Origin of the sequence: Clostridium sp. 1001271st1 H5 (assembly GCF_005845215.1) — a bacterium.
In the GTDB taxonomy this organism is placed as follows: domain Bacteria; phylum Bacillota; class Clostridia; order Lachnospirales; family Lachnospiraceae; genus Enterocloster.
Genome location: NZ_SPHO01000032.1, coordinates 17,860 through 33,737, shown reverse-complemented (window position 1 = coordinate 33,737; position 15,878 = coordinate 17,860). Strand labels below are relative to the sequence as shown.

Sequence of the window (15,878 nt, the reverse complement as noted above, 5' to 3'; positions counted from 1 at the left end):
TCAATTAAATGAGATATGGAAAGATAGGGACCGGGTGCCTGGCCGCGGCATTGTGCCTTGGCGCCATGCCGGTGCAGGCATGGGCCGGCACCCCGGAGTTTGCCTATACCGCAGAGCAGTGGGCTTCCCTCAGGGATAACCAGCTGGAATTTACAGAGATAGCTGACCTGATTCATGTATACAATAACACGGTGATTCAGAACCAGCTGGAGTATGAGGATTTCCGGGGAGAGGATGCGGATGATATTGCGGATGATTACTATGATGCTGCCGATGATATATACGGAAGCCTGGAATATCCGGATTCGTCGGATTCAGACTATGCCAGCCGCCTGTCCTCCTATTTGAGCAGCCAGATTCAGGCGGATAACCTGCGGGAGCAGGGAGATGACAATGTGGAGGACGGGGATATCAAGAAGCTGGGATACGACCAGACTGAGGCAGGTCTGGTGAAGGAAGCCCAGGAGCTGATGATAAGCTACTGGAGCCAGACATACAGTCTGGAGAGCCTGGAACAGAATAAGATACAGGCCCAGTCATCCTATGACCAGACGCTTACCCGCCTGAACGCCGGTATGTCAACCCAGGCCCAGGTACTGTCCGCCCAGGAAGACGTCACATCAGCGGATGCCTCCCTGCTGTCGGCCCGGAGCAGTCTGGGACAGACAAAAGAAAATCTCTGTCTCATGCTGGGATGGACCTACGGCGCCCAGGTGGATATAGGAGATGTGCCGGAGCCGGATTTGGAGGGAATGTCAGACATCAGCCTGGAGGAGGATGTATCCAGGGGAGTGGAAAATAATTACAGCCTGAGGATACTGGAAAAGAAAATAGCCAATGCAAAAAGCGGCACCAACAAGTCCAGCCTGGAGCAGAGTTTAAAGAGCCAGAAGGAGACGGCTGCTTCCAGTATAAAGAATGCGTATGAGAGCATGATGATATCCAAATCCGACTACGAGCAGGCTCTTAAGGCGTATGAGATTGAGGCGGCAGCCATGGAGACAGCAGAGCGCAAGATGGCGGCCGGGACCATGACAAGAAACAATTATGTTACGCAGCAGTCCTCCTTCGCAGCAGCCCAGGTCAATGTGCGGACACAGAAGCTGGCCCTTCTCAAGGCACAGCTGGATTACCGGTGGTCGGTGGACGGACTGGCATCCGTGTCGTAGAGAGAGGGAGATTTGTAGGCAGCTGAGAAACAGGTTAGGCGCAGGAACATGTCAGATGGAACAGAGGTGAGACAGAAATGAAGAACCGAAGTAATGAAGAGAGCAGCATGGATAAGAGCAGCAGGAATAAGGGAAACAGGGCGCAGATGTTCCTTTTAGCCGCGGTACTGTGCCTGTGGGGAACAGGCATGCGGGCTGTCTATGCGGCCCAGGACAGTTCGCAGGCTGCGGCCCAGGACAGTTCGCAGGCTGCGGCCCAGGATACAGTCCAGGCTGCGGCCCAGGATACAGTCCAGGCCGCAGCCCTGGATAACACAGAAAATACAGCCGATGTCATACACATAGAATACAGCAACCTGAGAGAACTGCTGAAACAGGGAAACCTGTCCTTAAAAGAGAGCATAGAGGATTATGAGGACAATGTAAACGCCTATCAGGAAATATGGGATACCCTTAAGCGGGAGCAGGACAACATGGAGGATAAGGCAGAGGATATGGATGATGAGGACAGCCAGACAGCCGGAGTTTACGCCTCCAATGCAGCCATGTTAAAATCCTCGGCCAGCCGTATATACAGCCAGCTGGATACCATGACCAGCGAAAAGAGCACACGGAGCCTGGAGAAGTCTGCGGACACATTTACCATGACAGCCCAGACCCTGATGAATTCCTACAACCAGATGGTGCAGAACGTGGAATATCAGGAAAAGAGGGCGGAATCCCTGCAGGCAGCCTGGGAGGCCATGGCGAGAAAGCAGGCAGCCGGTTCCGCCACCCAGGCCCAGCTAAAGGAAGCACAGAAAAGCCTGGACACGGCCAGGAATTCCCTGGAATCCCTCAATCTCCAGGCCAGGGAGCTGAGGCAGCAGCTGCTTACCATGCTGGGACTTGAAGCCAGCAGCCAGGCGGTCATAGGGACCATACCGGAACCGGATATGGCCGCCATTGAAGCTGTGGATTATGAAAGCGATAAAGTCAGGGCCATGGGAAATGACAAGAGTGTGCAGAACGCCCGTCACACCTCAGCCAGCAGCACCACTGAAATCAACATCAGGTTTAAGCTGGTGGATGAAGCGGAGGGGACAAAGGAGGCGGCGTTCCTGGCTTCCTACCAGGAATTACAGGCCAGGAAGACAGCCTATGAGGCGGCCCTCACTGCGTTCCGGAGCGCGCAGCTGTCCTATGAAGGACTCCAGAGAAAACAGCAGGCAGGACTGCTGACCAACACGGAATACCTGGAGGGCCAGGCATCCTATCTGGAGAAAAAGGCGGCAAAAGAAACCGCCTCCATGAATCTGGTGGCGGCCTATGAATCTTATTGCTGGGATGTAAAAGGTATCAGTTAAATGGATTGGATAAAAATGCGTACTCTCCGGGCATCAGCCGGACGTGATATGCCTGGCCGGAATCCGCACCGTTACCTCCGTGCCCCTGCCCAGGGTGCTGGTAAAGGAAAGGCCGTAGGCTTCGCCATACAGGCTTTTCAGTCTCAGGTTGGTATTATAGACACCGATGTGGCCGGAGAAGGCAGTGTGTCTGGGGCTGGCGGTGGAGCCGGTACCTGCATTCACGTCATCCTTTAATGTATCAAGCGTTTCAGGCGGTATGCCTGCCCCGTCGTCAGAGATGATGAATACAATGTCATCCCCCTCTGGCCAGCCGGTGAGCAGGATGCTGCCTTTTTTTTCTTCCTTCATCATGATGCCGTGAAGAAAAGCGTTTTCCACGATGGGCTGGAAGGTGAGCTTGGGTATGGTGTACTCGCACAGCTCTTCCGGCACATCCACCACAAAGGCCACGCAGTTGTCATACCGCATGTTCTGGAGACGGACGTAAAGGCTTACATGCTCCAGCTCCTTCTCGATGGAGTTCATCAGCTCCTTGCGGCTCAGGGTCAGCTTATAGAAGCGGGACAGGGTCTGGACCGCCTCCGTGACCTTCTCGCTCTGTCCGGTCTGGGACAGCCAGTTAATCATATCCAGGGTATTATATAGAAAATGCGGATTAATCTGGGCCTGGAGGGCGCGGAATTCCGCCATCCGAAGCTCCTCCGAGGCCTTTTTCTGGCTGTCCATCAGGGAGATGATTTCCTCTGTCATATAGTTGTAGGTATCGGAAAGCACGCCAATCTCATCGCAGCCAGTGTCAGCCATATCCATGGGCTGGGGCGGTCCCTTCCTCACAGTCTCCATCTGCAGGGCCACGCCTATAATGCGGTCCGCAATGGAGCCTGACAGCCGGAAGGCCGTGTACAGGGCCAGGGCAGTGAACAGCAGGTAAATCAGGGCAAAATGCATCATCAGCGCCTTGCCTGCATCACCGATATGGAGGGCGGGAATGATGGACATCATATACCAGTCCGTGTCTGCAATGGGAAAATAGGCCACATAGGCAGAGCCGTCCAGATAGGATACAAGGGAAAAGGTTTTTTCCTTTCCCACCCGCAGCACCAGGTCTGAGCGGGGAATAAAGTATTTACCTGCCAGCCCCATGTCTGAGGCGGATACAATGACATCCCGCTCATTTACAAGGAAGGCAGCCTCGTCCGTGACCGTGGCGTCATTGCGCAGCACCATGTCAAAGGCGGGCCTGGACAGGTACAGGGCCACATAGGCAGAGGCGTTTTCAATGTCGGACACAGTGCCGTCGTCATGGATATACGGAATTCGGGTGATGTAGGCCAGTTTTCCGTTTTTCTCTGTCTCGTCCGGAGTCAGGTACAGCTCCGGGCACAGCATGCGGGCCTGCTCCGTGGTGCTGTAGATGCCGTACCAATAGCTGCTGCTGATTGAGGACACCGGATTAAACAGGGCGTTGCCTATTTTGTTGTACTGCATCAGGTCGCCATACACGCTGTCATCATAATATATCTTCACATCCGTAATCATGGAATGGTCCGTGATGCTCTGGACCAGGTGGAACAGGCTGTTCATCCGGGAGGTGGAGATATCCAGGGTACCGGCCTCTGACCTGGGGACATGGAACAGGTCCTGTACCATCATGGCGCTGGTGATGGTGTCCGAGGCGTGGCCCACATGGGATATGAGAGTCTCAATGGAGGTCACGGTCTGGGCGGACAGGGCCTGCTCAGAACGGATGCTGTCATCCATGACAATGCCGTAAATGCGCAGGTAAAGAAAGCCTGACAATACGGCGGTGGGCAGCAGTACCAGGATAATGTGTGATATGACAAGCTTTGTTTTCAGCCGCATGTCATAGGTATAATGATAAATCAGCTTTGCCAATGGGTTTTTCATGCAAGCATTTTCTCCCTGTATTCAGAAGGGGACAGGCCCACGATTTTCTTAAAGGTTTTGCTGTAGTAATTGCCGTCGCTGTACCCAACCTTGGAGGAGATGTCGGCAATCTTGTACCTGGGGTCGCTTAAGAACTGTTTGGACATCTTGATGCGGTAGTCTGTCAGGTACTGGTTCAGGGTCTGGCCTGTCTCATTTTTAAAAATCGTGCACACGTAGCTGGAGGAGAGGCGGACGCATTCGCTGACATCCGGTACGGACAGGGAAGGGTTGGCGTAATTCTTATGGATGTATTCCTTAATCTGGAATACAACCGGATTTCCCACGCTGTTTCCCCGCAGGCGCTCAAAGAACAGCCGTACTTTTGCGGCCAGCAGGTCATTAAGCTCCCTGAGAATGGTGCAGTTCATGACTCCCTCCCAGATGGATTCGGAATCCAGCCCTTCCTTCTGCCACAGGGAGATATAGCTTCCCAGGCCGTGCTCGTCCAGCTTGCTGAAATACTTGTAGTAGATATCCTTTACCTGGCTGGGGCCGATTATGTCGTTTGGCACAAAGGATTCATACAGCCGCCTGACAATGTCCAGGGCTTCCTCCTCCTGCTTTTCAGACAGGGCCATGGAAAATTCCAGAAGAAGGTCTGCGGGCGGCCGGAATACGGCTGTTTCCATGTTGTGGCTCAGGATGAATCCGTAGTCATGGAAAAATGCCTCGTTCAAATGTTCCCTGGCTTCCTGAAAGGAAATATAGGCGCGCTCCATACCGCTTACAACCGGTCCGAGGGATATAAAGAAGGGGCAGACCTCTATAAGCTTTTGGGCCAGAAGACCTGCGCAGTCGTACAGGGTCTTGTCCATGGGCCGCTCCGGGGAGTAAAGGAAGACAATAATGCGGTGGTCCCCCCTGAGGACATAGGCCTGGGATATGCCTATGGACGTGAGATAATCCACAAAATAATCCCTGATACCGTCCATGGGCTCCTCAGGCAGTGCGGACAGGGGAGTGACACAGTCAATAATGATGCAGCAGAAAAAGGTGGTATGGGTAATGGGAAGGCCCAGGTCAGTTACCAGCTGGCCTGCCTTTGCCAGATTCTCTTCTCCCGGCTGGGACAGCAGGAGGCAAAGGTGGCCCAGCTGTTCCTTTTCCTGAAGCCTGGCCGCTGCCTGGCTCATTTTCTCGTTCCTGCTGTTGTCCACTGCCTCTTTGACGGCTGCGGTCAGCTCATCCATGTCAAGGGGCTTTTCCACATACCCCAGGGCCTTCAGCTTGATGGCTGCTTTCAGGTATTCCTTATCTGAATAAGCGCTCATAAAAATGATGGAGGTTCCGGGCAGCTCCTTTAAAATCCGCTCCGCCATCTGGACCCCGTTCATCCTGGGCATCCGCACGTCCGTGAGCACGATGTCCGGATGCTCCTCCAGGGCAGTCTTAAGGCCGTGAATGCCGTCATCCTCCAGCAGCACCTGGCTGATGCCAAGGCATTCCGGATTCAGGCTGTCCCGGATTCCTTCACGGGTCAGTTTCTCATCGTCAACAATCAGTAGTTTCATCTATTATCATCCATCCTTTTCTAAAAGGCAGTGATTTGTATACAATAATCAATACCGATACAACTATTGTATCAAGAAATCATAAATTTGCAACGGAAATGGACAAAATACGACATTAGGTATATACTGGGAAAAAACAGAAGGAAGGCAGGGACAGCACGGTGAAAGGGAGAAATTGGGTTTGGATGGCAGGAGCGGCCATGATGGCAGGGGTGTTGTTTCTGTTTTCCTGCCAGAGCAGCCAGTTTAACAGGGGTAAATATGCCATTATCATGAAATCCAAGAACAACTGGTACAATGAGCTGGCCAGTGAGGGCTTTAAGCAGGCAGTGGAGGATGCAGGCGAAAACTGCATTGTCCTGTATCCGGACCATCCCTCTGCCCAGGAACAGATACGTCTGATACAGAACCTGATTGACGAGAAAGTGGAGGCCATTGCTGTGGCTGCCAACGATGAATATGCACTGACACCTGTTCTGAATCTTGCCAGGGAAAAGGGAATCTCCGTTATCACCCTGGATGCGGATGTGGAGGCGGGAAGCCGCAGCATATACATAAGCCCGGTGGATGCAAGGGAGCTGGGAAAGGAACTGGTCCGGGAGGTGGACAATATCTGCGGCCACAGAGGCCAGTGGGGCATCCTGTCTGCCGGAAGCCGCTCCGCCAACCAGAATGAATGGATTTTTATGATGAAGCAGGAGCTTCAGAACCTGAAGTACCGGGACCTGCGGCTGGTGGATATTGCCTACGGGGAAGGGGAATATGAAAAGGCGGCTGAGAAAGCGGAGCAGATGCTGGATGCCTATCCGGACCTGAGGGTAATGTGCTGCCTGTCCACGGAAGGTATCAAGGCAGCCGCCGATGTGGTGAAGGAACGGGGGCGGGCGTCGGAGGTAAAGGTCATCGGTCTGGGGCTTCCGGACCAGATGGAAGCATATGTGGGCAGCGCTGCTGAGGATGTCTGTCCGGTGCTATACATATGGAATCCCGTGGACCTGGGCAGGGTGGCAGGATATGTGTGCCTGGAGCTGGCCGGAGGCCGTATAGAGGAGAGGGGGGACCAGGAGCTGGTTCTGGGAGGCGTGACATATTCCATGGATTACGGCCGGGACGGCGGGCTGGAGGTCATAGCCGGAGAGCCGATAAAGGTGGATTCGGAGAATATTGGTTACTGGAAGGACCAGATATAAAGGATAACAGGATAATATTTGAAAATATTCCATGAGATAGAAAAATATTACCATGGAAATCCATTGCCTGAACGTGGTATGATAAGTATGTCGGAAGACAAACAAAAGATAAGGTTAGCAGGCATTGTCAGGTACGGACTTACCAGTAAGTACCATCCCCCAAGTATCTGGCAGTGATACTAAATAAAATACCATACGGAGGTGAACAACATGAAACGTATCCTTGTTAAGTTTGACCAGGCAGACCAGATTATTAATTTCGTAAGAATCATGAACCGTTTTGAGTGTGATGCAGATGTGAAATGCGGAAGCCGTATGGTTGACGCAAAGTCTATCGTAGGCGTATTATCACTGGCAAAGTCCAAAACCGTAGAACTGATTCTTCACACAGATGACTGTGACCAGCTGATGGAGGAAATTGCTCCGTTTGCAGCATAGTCAGACAATTGATACACTTTCCTTAAATTCTACATGAACAAAGAACCGGGCCTGCAGCACCAGATTTGCTGTGGCCCGGTTCTTTTGCGTCCCTCTTTCCTACTTGGTTTCCTTTAAGGAGAAGCTGTCAATGATGTTGTTCATGCTCCGCTCAATGTGGTGCTCCATCTCCTTGCGCACCAGATAAGGGTTGCAGGACTGGATGTATTCCAGGATGTTCCTGTGCTCCCGGATGGAGAGAAGCTGGTGGTCCTTGGCGGAAACGGTTTTTCCGAAGGAACTTCCATTCCACAGAGAGGAAAGGGTGGAATACATCTTACTGTTGTCAGCCGCTTTCCATATGGCAGTGTGCAGGTTCTGGTTGTAGGACTGATACTCGTCATCTGAGAAATCTTCTCCCAGGCCTTCAATGTGGACCTGGGATTCCATCAGTTCCGATACGTCAAAATGTCTCAGGGTGGCCCTGACAGCGGCCTCACCCTCTAATAAAGACCTCATTTCAAAATGCTCACGGATTGTTTTGGTGGTGATTCCCTTTACAATGGCACCTTTATTCATTCTCAGCAGAATCAGATTTTCAGAAGAAAGAATCTGAAATGCTTCACGGACCGGTGTCCTGCTGACACCCAGGTTATTGGCTATGTCTGTAAGGGACAATTCCTCCCCTTCTTTAAACTCGCCTGACAGAATCGCCTTGCGAAGAATGGAAGCGATTCGGATGCGCGTGGGCATTATTTCCAGCGAATCCAGCTTTTTCATTTGTTTCACCCGCTTTTCTTAGAATAAGGCTATTTTAGCATACAAAGCCAAAAGAGTCAAAACCTAGTTATGGGATGGAACGAAAATATGCACATAAAAATTTGTGACAATAGACCAAAAATTAAAATATTATACAAATGTTGTTGAAATTCCATCGGAAGTATGATAAAACTACAGTAAATCGTATACGATATACGATATTCAGAATGCAACTTAACGAGACATCGCTAAGTGCCAGTGACATGTATCGCACGTAGGGAGCCAGAATACGGTCTCCAAGTGCTCATAACAGGCCACTGCACTAAGCTCGAAAGGACCTCGCTAAGTGCCAGTGACATGTATCGCACGTAGGAGACCAAAGGACGGTCTCCAAGTGCTCATAACAAGGAGGGTATGGAATGAAGTGGACCAATCATCATGTATCGGATATCAAGATGGCTTACATAGGAGGCGGCTCCAAGGCATGGGCGTGGAAGCTGATGGCGGACCTGGCCCTGGAGCCGGCTCTGGACGGAACGGTCTGGCTCTATGATATCGATGCCAGGGCAGCTGAGGAAAACCAGATTATCGGCAATCAGCTGAAGGGAAGAAGGGAGGCCAGTGGCCAGTGGGATTACAGGGTGGCCTACTCCTTAAAGGAGGCCCTGGAGGGAGCTGACTTTGTGGTGATATCCATTCTTCCGGGTACCTTTGAGGAGATGCGTTCCGACGTACACCTGCCCGAACGGCTGGGCATCTATCAGTCGGTGGGGGACACGGCAGGCCCCGGCGGCATGGTCCGCGCCCTGCGTACCCTGCCCATGTACGAGGAGATTGCATTGGCTGTCAGGGACATTTGTCCCAAGGCATGGGTCATCAGCTATACCAACCCCATGAGCCTGTGCGTGGCCAGCCTCTATAAGACCTTCCCCGGAATCAAGGCCTTTGGCTGCTGCCATGAGGTCTTCGGCACCCAGAAAGTGCTGGCCGCCATTGCTGCCGGAGAACTGGGGACGGGCCCCATTGACCGCAGGGACATCCATGTGAATGTATTGGGAATCAACCACTTTACCTGGTTTGACGCTGCATCCTATGAGGGAGTTGACCTGTTTCCTGTCTACAGGGAGTATATAAGGACTCATTTTGAGGAAGGGTATGACGACCCTGACCGCCCATGGGAAGAATCTACCTTTAACTGCCGCCACAGGGTAAAGTTTGACTTATTTAACCGCTACGGCCTCATTGCTGCGGCAGGGGACCGGCATCTGGCGGAATTCATGCCGGGCAGCTCCTATCTCAACGACCCGGAGACAGTTACGTCATGGAAGTTCGGCCTGACCACCGTGGATTTCAGAATCCATCAGATGGAGGAGCGCCTGGCCAGGAGAAAGCGTCTCATGGAGGGTGAGGAACAGATGGAAATTGTTCCGTCAGGAGAGGAGGGCGTACAGCAGATTAAGGCCCTGGTGGGACTGGACCGGATGGTGAGCAATGTGAATATGCCAAACAGCTTCCTGCAGATTCCAAACCTTCCAAAGGAGGCCGTGGTGGAGACAAATGCAGTGTTCTCCCGGGACAGCATCAAGGCGCTGGCAGCCGGTCCCCTTCCGGAGTCCTTAAGGGAACTGATACTTCCCCATGTAGAGAATCACGGATATATACTGGAAGCAGCAGATACATATGACCGGGACCTGGTGGTAAAGGCATTTATGAACGACCCGCTGGTGAAGTACAAATGCCGGGACGAGGGAGCGGTACGGAAACTGGCAGATGACATGATTAAGAATACAGAACATTACCTTCCGGATGGATGGAAATAAACGTATGGGGGAAAAGAATGAAGAAAAAGAAGAAAGGATTCTGGAAACGCAATATAGGACTGGTCTTTGTCATGCCCTGGCTGGTGGGACTGCTGGTATTTAAGCTGTATCCCTTTGCTGCCTCCTTTATTTACAGTTTCCATTCCTATAATCTGTTCAAGACAGCCTCCTTCACAGGGCTGGAAAATTACAAATACATCCTGGGGGACAAGCTGATTATCAAGGCATTCATACAGACCTTTAAGTATGCGTTCCTAACCGTGCCCTTAGAGCTTATGTTCGCCCTGTTCATTGCCTATATACTCAATGATAAGATAAGAGGACTTAACTTTTTCAGGACCATTTACTACATTCCCTCCATACTGGGCGGCTCCGTGTCCATTGCTGTGCTGTGGAAGTTCCTGTTTAAGACAGAGGGCCTTGTAAACATCATGCTGGGGTCACTGGGGATTCCCGCCTTTAACTGGCTGGGAAATCCCGACGGGGCGTTCCTTGTAATCGTGCTCCTGCGTGTATGGCAGTTCGGTTCGCCCATGGTCATTTTCCTGGCAGCCCTGAAGGGAGTGCAGGGAGACCTTTACGAGGCAGCAGCCATTGACGGGGCAGGAAAATGGAAGCAGTTCTTCAAAATCACGGTTCCGCTTATCACGCCGGTCATATTTTATAACTTTGTGACCCAGCTGTGCCATAAATTCCAGGAATTCAACGGCCCCTTCATCGTGACCCAGGGAGGTCCGCTGCGTTCCACAACTTTAGTTTCACTGCTGGTCTATAACGAAGCTTTTAAGCGGAATGAGATGGGACTGGCCAGCGCCATTGCATGGCTATTGTTCCTGGTAATCATGACCTTTACGGCGGTGGCATTCATCAGCCAGAAGTATTGGGTTTACTATGCGGATGAGGATGGGAGGTAAGCATATGAACAGAAAAGAAAAAGCGCGGCTTAACCTGTTTTTGCGGTATCTCCTTTTGATTGGCCTGGGAATCGTGATGATATATCCCCTGTGCTGGATGATTGGTGCGTCCTTTAAGACAAATTCAGAGCTGTTTTCCAGTGCGGGAATCATTCCGCTGGCGCCCACGCTGGACGGATACAAAAACGGGTTTAAGGGCTACGAGGGCATGAACCTGCTGCATTTCATGGGAAATACATACAAGTTCGTGCTGCCGAAGGTGGTGTTCACCGTTGTATCTGCGGTGATTACATCCTATGGCTTTGCCAGGTTCCAGTTTATCGGCAAGAAGCTGCTGTTTGTGCTTCTGCTCTCCACCCTGTTTCTGCCCCAGGTAGTATTGAACGTGCCCCAGTATATCCTGTTTAACGAAGTGGGATGGCTGAATTCCTATCTGCCCATTGTGATTCCGTCCATGCTGGCAGGGGACACCTTCTTTGTATACATGCTGATACAGTTTTTAAGAGGCATTCCCAGGGAGCTGGAGGAAGCAGCGGAGATTGACGGGTGTAACGTGGTGGAGAGACTGTGGTACGTGATTGTTCCCATGTTAAAGCCATCCATTGTTTCCTGCGCCCTGTTCCAGTTCATGTGGGCTTCCAACGATTTCATGGGGCCGCTTATCTATATTAATTCAGTGCGGAAATATCCGGTATCCATATTTTTGAGGATGTCCATGGATACAGAAACCGGATTTGACTGGAACCGGATTCTGGCAATGTCGCTGCTGGCAATCGTTCCGTCCCTGGCCGTGTTCTTTATGGCACAGGATTCCTTTGTGGACGGCATTGCAGCAGGCGGTGTAAAGGGATAATTAAAAAAATTATATTATAAATGGGAGGTTACACATGAGAAAACGAGGAAAACAACTGGTTAGTCTGATTTTGGCAGGCGTCATGGCAGGGTCCCTGGCGGGATGTATGCCCACACAGTCAAAGGAGACTGAGGCTGCTCCTGCACAGACACAGGAAACCAAGGCCGAAGGCGGCACAGAGGCGGCCGGGGCGGGTACGGAGGCGGCCGGCACTGAGGCAGCGGCATCTGCCGGCATGGAAGTGAATACGGCGGACCCCATCACCCTGCGTTTCAACTGGTGGGGCGGGGATTCGCGCCATGAGAAGACCCTTAAGGCCATCGAGGCGTTTGAGGCAAAATATCCCAATATTTCGGTGGAGGCAGAGTACGAGGCATTCAGCGGGCATGAGGAGAAGATATCCCTGGCCTTAAACGCAGGCTCTGCTGCGGATGTGATTCAGCTGAACATGGACTGGGTATTTGCATATTCCCCGAACGGAGACACGTTTTACGACCTGAATAAGGTTTCCAATATTATCGACCTGTCCAATTACGATGATTCCGACAAGGCCTTCTACACCATAAACGGGTCCCTGGAGGCCCTGCCCATTGCCAACACGGGCCGCGGCTTTATCTGGAACAAGACCACCTATGACAAGGTTGGGGCAAAGATTCCCACCACCCTGGAAGAGCTGTACGAGGCAGGGGAAAAATTCGCGGCCTATGAGGACGGTTCCTACTATCCCTTTGCCTGTGCTGATTATGTAAAAGTGCATCTGATGATTTATTATCTCCAGTGCAAATACGGCAGGGACTGGATTAAGGACAATACCCTTCAGTATTCCAAGGAAGAAATCACGGAAGGCCTGGATTTCATCAAGGAGCTGGAAGACAAGCACGTTATCCCCAATTCCGAGAAGCTGGCAGGAGAAGGCACCTCTGAGCTTCTGGAGACAAGCGAGAGCTGGATAAACGGCCATTACGGCGGCGCCATGTGCTGGGATACCAATATTGCCAAGTACGTGGATGCTGTGACGGACGGAGAAATCGTGGTGGGCGACATGATTAACATGGGCGAATACCACGGCGGCCCCATCAAGGCGTCCCAGGTCATTGCAATCACCTCCACCTCAGAGCATCCCGCAGAAGCAGCAGCCCTGATACAGTTCCTGTTCGGGGACGAAGAAGGCGCCACCATACTTGGGGACAGCCGCGGCATCCCGTGCAACAAGAATGCGGTTAAATATGTTGAGACCGAGGGCAGCCTGGTGGCTGAAATGAATGAGAAACTGATGGCATGGTCTGCCTTCAAGCTGGATATATTCACGGAGCGGGCAGCACTAAAGGCGCCTGACGGTGTGTATACCCTGGCAATCCAGTCTCTGAGCTATGGGGAAGAGGACGCTGCTGCCTGTGCAGATATGCTGATTGACGGAATCAACCGGGAAGTAGAGACAGCAACTGCCCAGTAAAGGCAGAAGGAAACAGGAGGATAATGCCGCAGAATGGGGTTATGCATTTTGCGGCATTCCTTTTTAAAAAGGACAGTGTATGAAGATAACAGATGTAAGACAGGAATATTTCAGGTGGGAGAAAAGCCGGCCCATCTCCAATGGAATGCACACCTACACCCACTGCGGCCTGGCAGTCATTACAGTGGAGACGGACCAGGGAATCAGGGGATACGGCCTTTCCGGGCCGGTACTGGGCATGAATCCATTTATGATGGCAGGGGAGCTAAAGGATAGGATAATCGGACAGGACCCCATGCGCACGGAGTGGCTCTGGGACAGGCTCTATGTCCCTAAGCTGACAGGGCGTAAAGGCATCAGCACCAGAACAATCAGCGGCATGGACATGGCGCTTTGGGACATCAAAGCCAAGTCGCTGGGGCTGCCCCTGTACAGGCTGCTGGGGGAATACAGAAAAAGCGTGCCTGTTTACATTGCCGGCGGATATTATGAGCCGGGAAAGGGCCTGGAGGACCTTCAGCGGGAGATGGAGGGGTATATGAACCAGGGCGCTGCCGGCGTCAAGATGAAGGTGGGGGCCCTGAGCATCCGGGAGGATGCCGCCAGGGTAAAGGCTGTGCGGGAAGCCATAGGGCCGCAGGCCCTGCTCATGCTGGACGCCAACTGCGGATATTCCAGCCACAGGGCAATCCAGTTTGCCAGGCAGGTGGAGGAATATGATATCTACTGTCTGGAGGAACCTGTGGCGCCCCATGATTATGACGGGATGAAGAAAGTTGCGGAAAAGACAGTCATTCCCCTTGCCTCCGGCGAGAATGAGTACACCAGATGGGGGTTCAGGGAACTGATTGACACAGGAGCTGTCCCAATCCTGAACCCGGCGCCCTTTCTCATGGGCGGCGTCACGGAGTTTCTAAAGACAGCTGCCCTGTCCCAGGCCCACTGCCTGGAGCTGGCGCCCCATGGGGACCAGACCATCAATGTTTCCCTGGGGGCGGCCGTGGGCAATGTGTCTTATATTGAGTACTATCCTCCGGAATACGACCAGGTGTGGCATGAGGCATTCAGCCATTCCCTGGAGATAGACAGGGAGGGAAGGCTGCAGCCCCCGGAACGGCCGGGAATCGGCTTTGAGCCGGATTACCGCGTGTTGGACAGATTCAGAATTATATAAGCAGGACAGGAGAAAAGGATATGCATGCAATAGAGAAGATATTGGCAAGGCACAGCGGCCGTGACCGGGTGGTAAGCGGGGAGATTATAACGGCTGACATTGATTTTGCGGAGATTAACGACCTGTATCTACAGACCGTCTATTCCTTCCGGGAGATGGGAGGGAAAACCGTATGGGACAGGGACAAGGCCGCCTTTGTATTTGACCACTATGCGCCCTCGCCCACCATTGAGGCGTCCCAGAATCACAGGGAGATGCGCCTGTTCAGGCAGGAGCAGGGGCTTACCCATCATTTTGACATCAATGCGGGAATCTGCCACCAGGTTATGCCGGAGGCGGGCCTGGTATATCCCGGCATGATTCTGGTGGCAACGGATTCCCATACCACCACCCACGGCGCATTCGGCTGCCTGGGAACCGGCATTGGGGCCACGGATATGGCTACGGTACTGATAACCGGAAAGCTTTGGTTCAGGGTGCCGGAAATCATACGGATTCACCTGGAAGGAATGCCCGGAAACCATGTGCTTCCCAAAGATGTGATTTTATACATCATAGGAAAAATGAAGGCAGACGGGGCTGTGTATAAGGCCGTTGAGTTCACCGGGGACTATGTGGAACAGCTGGATGTGGCAGGGCGTATGGTGCTCTGCAACATGGCGGTGGAGATGGGGGCAAAGACAGCTTACATGCAGCCCAACCAGGCCGTGCTTGACTATGTGGCCCGCAGGACCAGCCGTCCGTTTACAGTGGAGCACACGGACAGGGATTTTGAATATGGGGAGACATATGTCTTTGATATAAGCGGGCTGAAGTCGCAGGTTTCCATGCCCTCCAGCGTGGACAACGTGGGCGCGGTGGACCAGGCCGGCAGGGTGCGTATCGACCAGGCCTTTTTGGGTGCCTGCACCGGCGGACGCGTGGAGGATATTGGGGAGGCGGTCCGCATCCTGAAGGGGCGCAGGATTGCTCCCCATGTCCGTCTGGTGGTGATTCCGGCATCCGCTGAAGTATTTAAGAAATGCATTGCAAACGGATACCTGGATGCCCTCATAGACGCTGGCGCCACCATATCTGCGCCAGGGTGCGGCCCCTGTCTCAGCGCCCACCAGGGGGTCCTGGCTGCCGGCGAGGTGTGCGTCACCACTTCCAACCGGAATTTTCCGGGAAGGATGGGAAGCAGGGATTCCGGTATTTATCTGGCGTCACCGGCCACCGTGGCCATGTCTGCGGTGACCGGGTATCTGACAGACCCGTCCGCGGGGATGCCGGGAGAAACGGACGGACAGGAAACAGCAGAGACAGGGAAAGGGGAGTGA

General features: G+C 52.7%; 13 protein-coding genes. 10 read left to right on the top strand and 3 right to left on the bottom strand.

The features are described 5' to 3' along the window. Nucleotides 1-8: 8 nt before the first annotated feature. Together FGS84_RS28320 and FGS84_RS28315 are read left to right on the top strand one after the other, a co-directional pair. Nucleotides 9-1,169, top strand: a complete 1,161-nt coding sequence (locus FGS84_RS28320; RefSeq protein WP_138311536.1) for a TolC family protein — start codon at nucleotides 9-11, stop codon at nucleotides 1,167-1,169. Nucleotides 1,170-1,246: 77 nt separating this feature from the next. Next, on the top strand, nucleotides 1,247-2,515 hold the full coding sequence (locus FGS84_RS28315; protein WP_138311535.1) for a TolC family protein: 1,269 nt from the start codon (nucleotides 1,247-1,249) through the stop codon (nucleotides 2,513-2,515). Nucleotides 2,516-2,548: 33 nt separating this feature from the next. Here FGS84_RS28315 and FGS84_RS28310 read toward each other — a convergent pair whose 3' ends face one another. Both FGS84_RS28310 and FGS84_RS28305 read right to left on the bottom strand, forming a co-directional pair. After that, on the bottom strand, nucleotides 2,549-4,426 hold the full coding sequence (locus FGS84_RS28310; RefSeq protein ID WP_138311534.1) for a sensor histidine kinase: 1,878 nt from the start codon (nucleotides 4,424-4,426) through the stop codon (nucleotides 2,549-2,551). Then, complete coding sequence (locus tag FGS84_RS28305) at nucleotides 4,423-5,979, bottom strand: response regulator (protein WP_138311533.1); 1,557 nt, start codon at nucleotides 5,977-5,979, stop codon at nucleotides 4,423-4,425. The genes FGS84_RS28310 and FGS84_RS28305 overlap by 4 nt, the downstream gene beginning before the upstream one ends. Nucleotides 5,980-6,140: 161 nt before the next feature. On the opposite strand from FGS84_RS28305, the gene FGS84_RS28300 reads away from it, so the two are divergent. Continuing rightward, nucleotides 6,141-7,169 carry a substrate-binding domain-containing protein gene (locus FGS84_RS28300; RefSeq protein ID WP_227146058.1) on the top strand — a complete coding sequence of 343 codons (1,029 nt, stop codon included), beginning with the start codon at nucleotides 6,141-6,143 and terminating at the stop codon, nucleotides 7,167-7,169. 210 nt (nucleotides 7,170-7,379) lie between these two features. After that, entirely contained in the window at nucleotides 7,380-7,607 is a 228-nt protein-coding gene (locus tag FGS84_RS28295) for an HPr family phosphocarrier protein (RefSeq protein ID WP_002565147.1), read from the top strand. A gap of 99 nt (nucleotides 7,608-7,706) precedes the next feature. Here FGS84_RS28295 and FGS84_RS28290 read toward each other — a convergent pair whose 3' ends face one another. Further along, nucleotides 7,707-8,366: a GntR family transcriptional regulator gene (locus FGS84_RS28290; RefSeq protein WP_138311532.1), complete on the bottom strand. Its 660-nt coding sequence runs from the start codon at nucleotides 8,364-8,366 to the stop codon at nucleotides 7,707-7,709. Between the two features lie 398 nt (nucleotides 8,367-8,764). Between FGS84_RS28290 and FGS84_RS28285 the strand changes: the two genes are divergently transcribed. The 6 genes from FGS84_RS28285 to FGS84_RS28260 all read left to right on the top strand — a co-directional run bounded on the left by FGS84_RS28285 (nucleotide 8,765) and on the right by FGS84_RS28260 (nucleotide 15,878). Then, a complete protein-coding gene (locus FGS84_RS28285; RefSeq protein WP_138311531.1) occupies nucleotides 8,765-10,165 on the top strand; it encodes an alpha-glucosidase/alpha-galactosidase in 1,401 nt (466 codons plus the stop codon). Nucleotides 10,166-10,182: 17 nt separating this feature from the next. Beyond that, entirely contained in the window at nucleotides 10,183-11,079 is an 897-nt protein-coding gene (locus tag FGS84_RS28280) for a sugar ABC transporter permease (RefSeq protein ID WP_138311530.1), read from the top strand. 4 nt (nucleotides 11,080-11,083) lie between these two features. Further along, the gene (locus FGS84_RS28275) at nucleotides 11,084-11,932 is read left to right on the top strand and encodes a carbohydrate ABC transporter permease (RefSeq protein WP_138311529.1); all 849 of its coding nucleotides are present in this window, start codon (nucleotides 11,084-11,086) and stop codon (nucleotides 11,930-11,932) included. A 34-nt stretch (nucleotides 11,933-11,966) separates the two neighbouring features. Beyond that, nucleotides 11,967-13,385: an ABC transporter substrate-binding protein gene (locus FGS84_RS28270; RefSeq protein ID WP_138311528.1), complete on the top strand. Its 1,419-nt coding sequence runs from the start codon at nucleotides 11,967-11,969 to the stop codon at nucleotides 13,383-13,385. Between the two features lie 79 nt (nucleotides 13,386-13,464). Beyond that, the gene (locus tag FGS84_RS28265; protein WP_138311527.1) at nucleotides 13,465-14,559 is read left to right on the top strand and encodes a mandelate racemase/muconate lactonizing enzyme family protein; all 1,095 of its coding nucleotides are present in this window, start codon (nucleotides 13,465-13,467) and stop codon (nucleotides 14,557-14,559) included. A gap of 20 nt (nucleotides 14,560-14,579) precedes the next feature. After that, the gene (locus FGS84_RS28260) at nucleotides 14,580-15,878 is read left to right on the top strand and encodes a 3-isopropylmalate dehydratase large subunit (RefSeq protein WP_138311526.1); all 1,299 of its coding nucleotides are present in this window, start codon (nucleotides 14,580-14,582) and stop codon (nucleotides 15,876-15,878) included.

Bases quoted from the DNA above. Each gene is read 5' to 3' on its own strand.
- FGS84_RS28310 (WP_138311534.1), bottom strand. From the start codon at position 4,426: ATGAAAAACCCATTGGCAAAGCTGATTTATCATTATACCTATGACATG.
- FGS84_RS28315 (WP_138311535.1), top strand. From the start codon at position 1,247: ATGAAGAACCGAAGTAATGAAGAGAGCAGCATGGATAAGAGCAGCAGG.
- FGS84_RS28265 (WP_138311527.1), top strand. From the start codon at position 13,465: ATGAAGATAACAGATGTAAGACAGGAATATTTCAGGTGGGAGAAAAGC.
- FGS84_RS28280 (WP_138311530.1), top strand. From the start codon at position 10,183: ATGAAGAAAAAGAAGAAAGGATTCTGGAAACGCAATATAGGACTGGTC.
- FGS84_RS28295 (WP_002565147.1), top strand. From the start codon at position 7,380: ATGAAACGTATCCTTGTTAAGTTTGACCAGGCAGACCAGATTATTAAT.
- FGS84_RS28285 (WP_138311531.1), top strand. From the start codon at position 8,765: ATGAAGTGGACCAATCATCATGTATCGGATATCAAGATGGCTTACATA.
- FGS84_RS28305 (WP_138311533.1), bottom strand. From the start codon at position 5,979: ATGAAACTACTGATTGTTGACGATGAGAAACTGACCCGTGAAGGAATC.
- FGS84_RS28275 (WP_138311529.1), top strand. From the start codon at position 11,084: ATGAACAGAAAAGAAAAAGCGCGGCTTAACCTGTTTTTGCGGTATCTC.
- FGS84_RS28260 (WP_138311526.1), top strand. From the start codon at position 14,580: ATGCATGCAATAGAGAAGATATTGGCAAGGCACAGCGGCCGTGACCGG.
- FGS84_RS28320 (WP_138311536.1), top strand. From the start codon at position 9: ATGAGATATGGAAAGATAGGGACCGGGTGCCTGGCCGCGGCATTGTGC.
- FGS84_RS28270 (WP_138311528.1), top strand. From the start codon at position 11,967: ATGAGAAAACGAGGAAAACAACTGGTTAGTCTGATTTTGGCAGGCGTC.
- FGS84_RS28290 (WP_138311532.1), bottom strand. From the start codon at position 8,366: ATGAAAAAGCTGGATTCGCTGGAAATAATGCCCACGCGCATCCGAATC.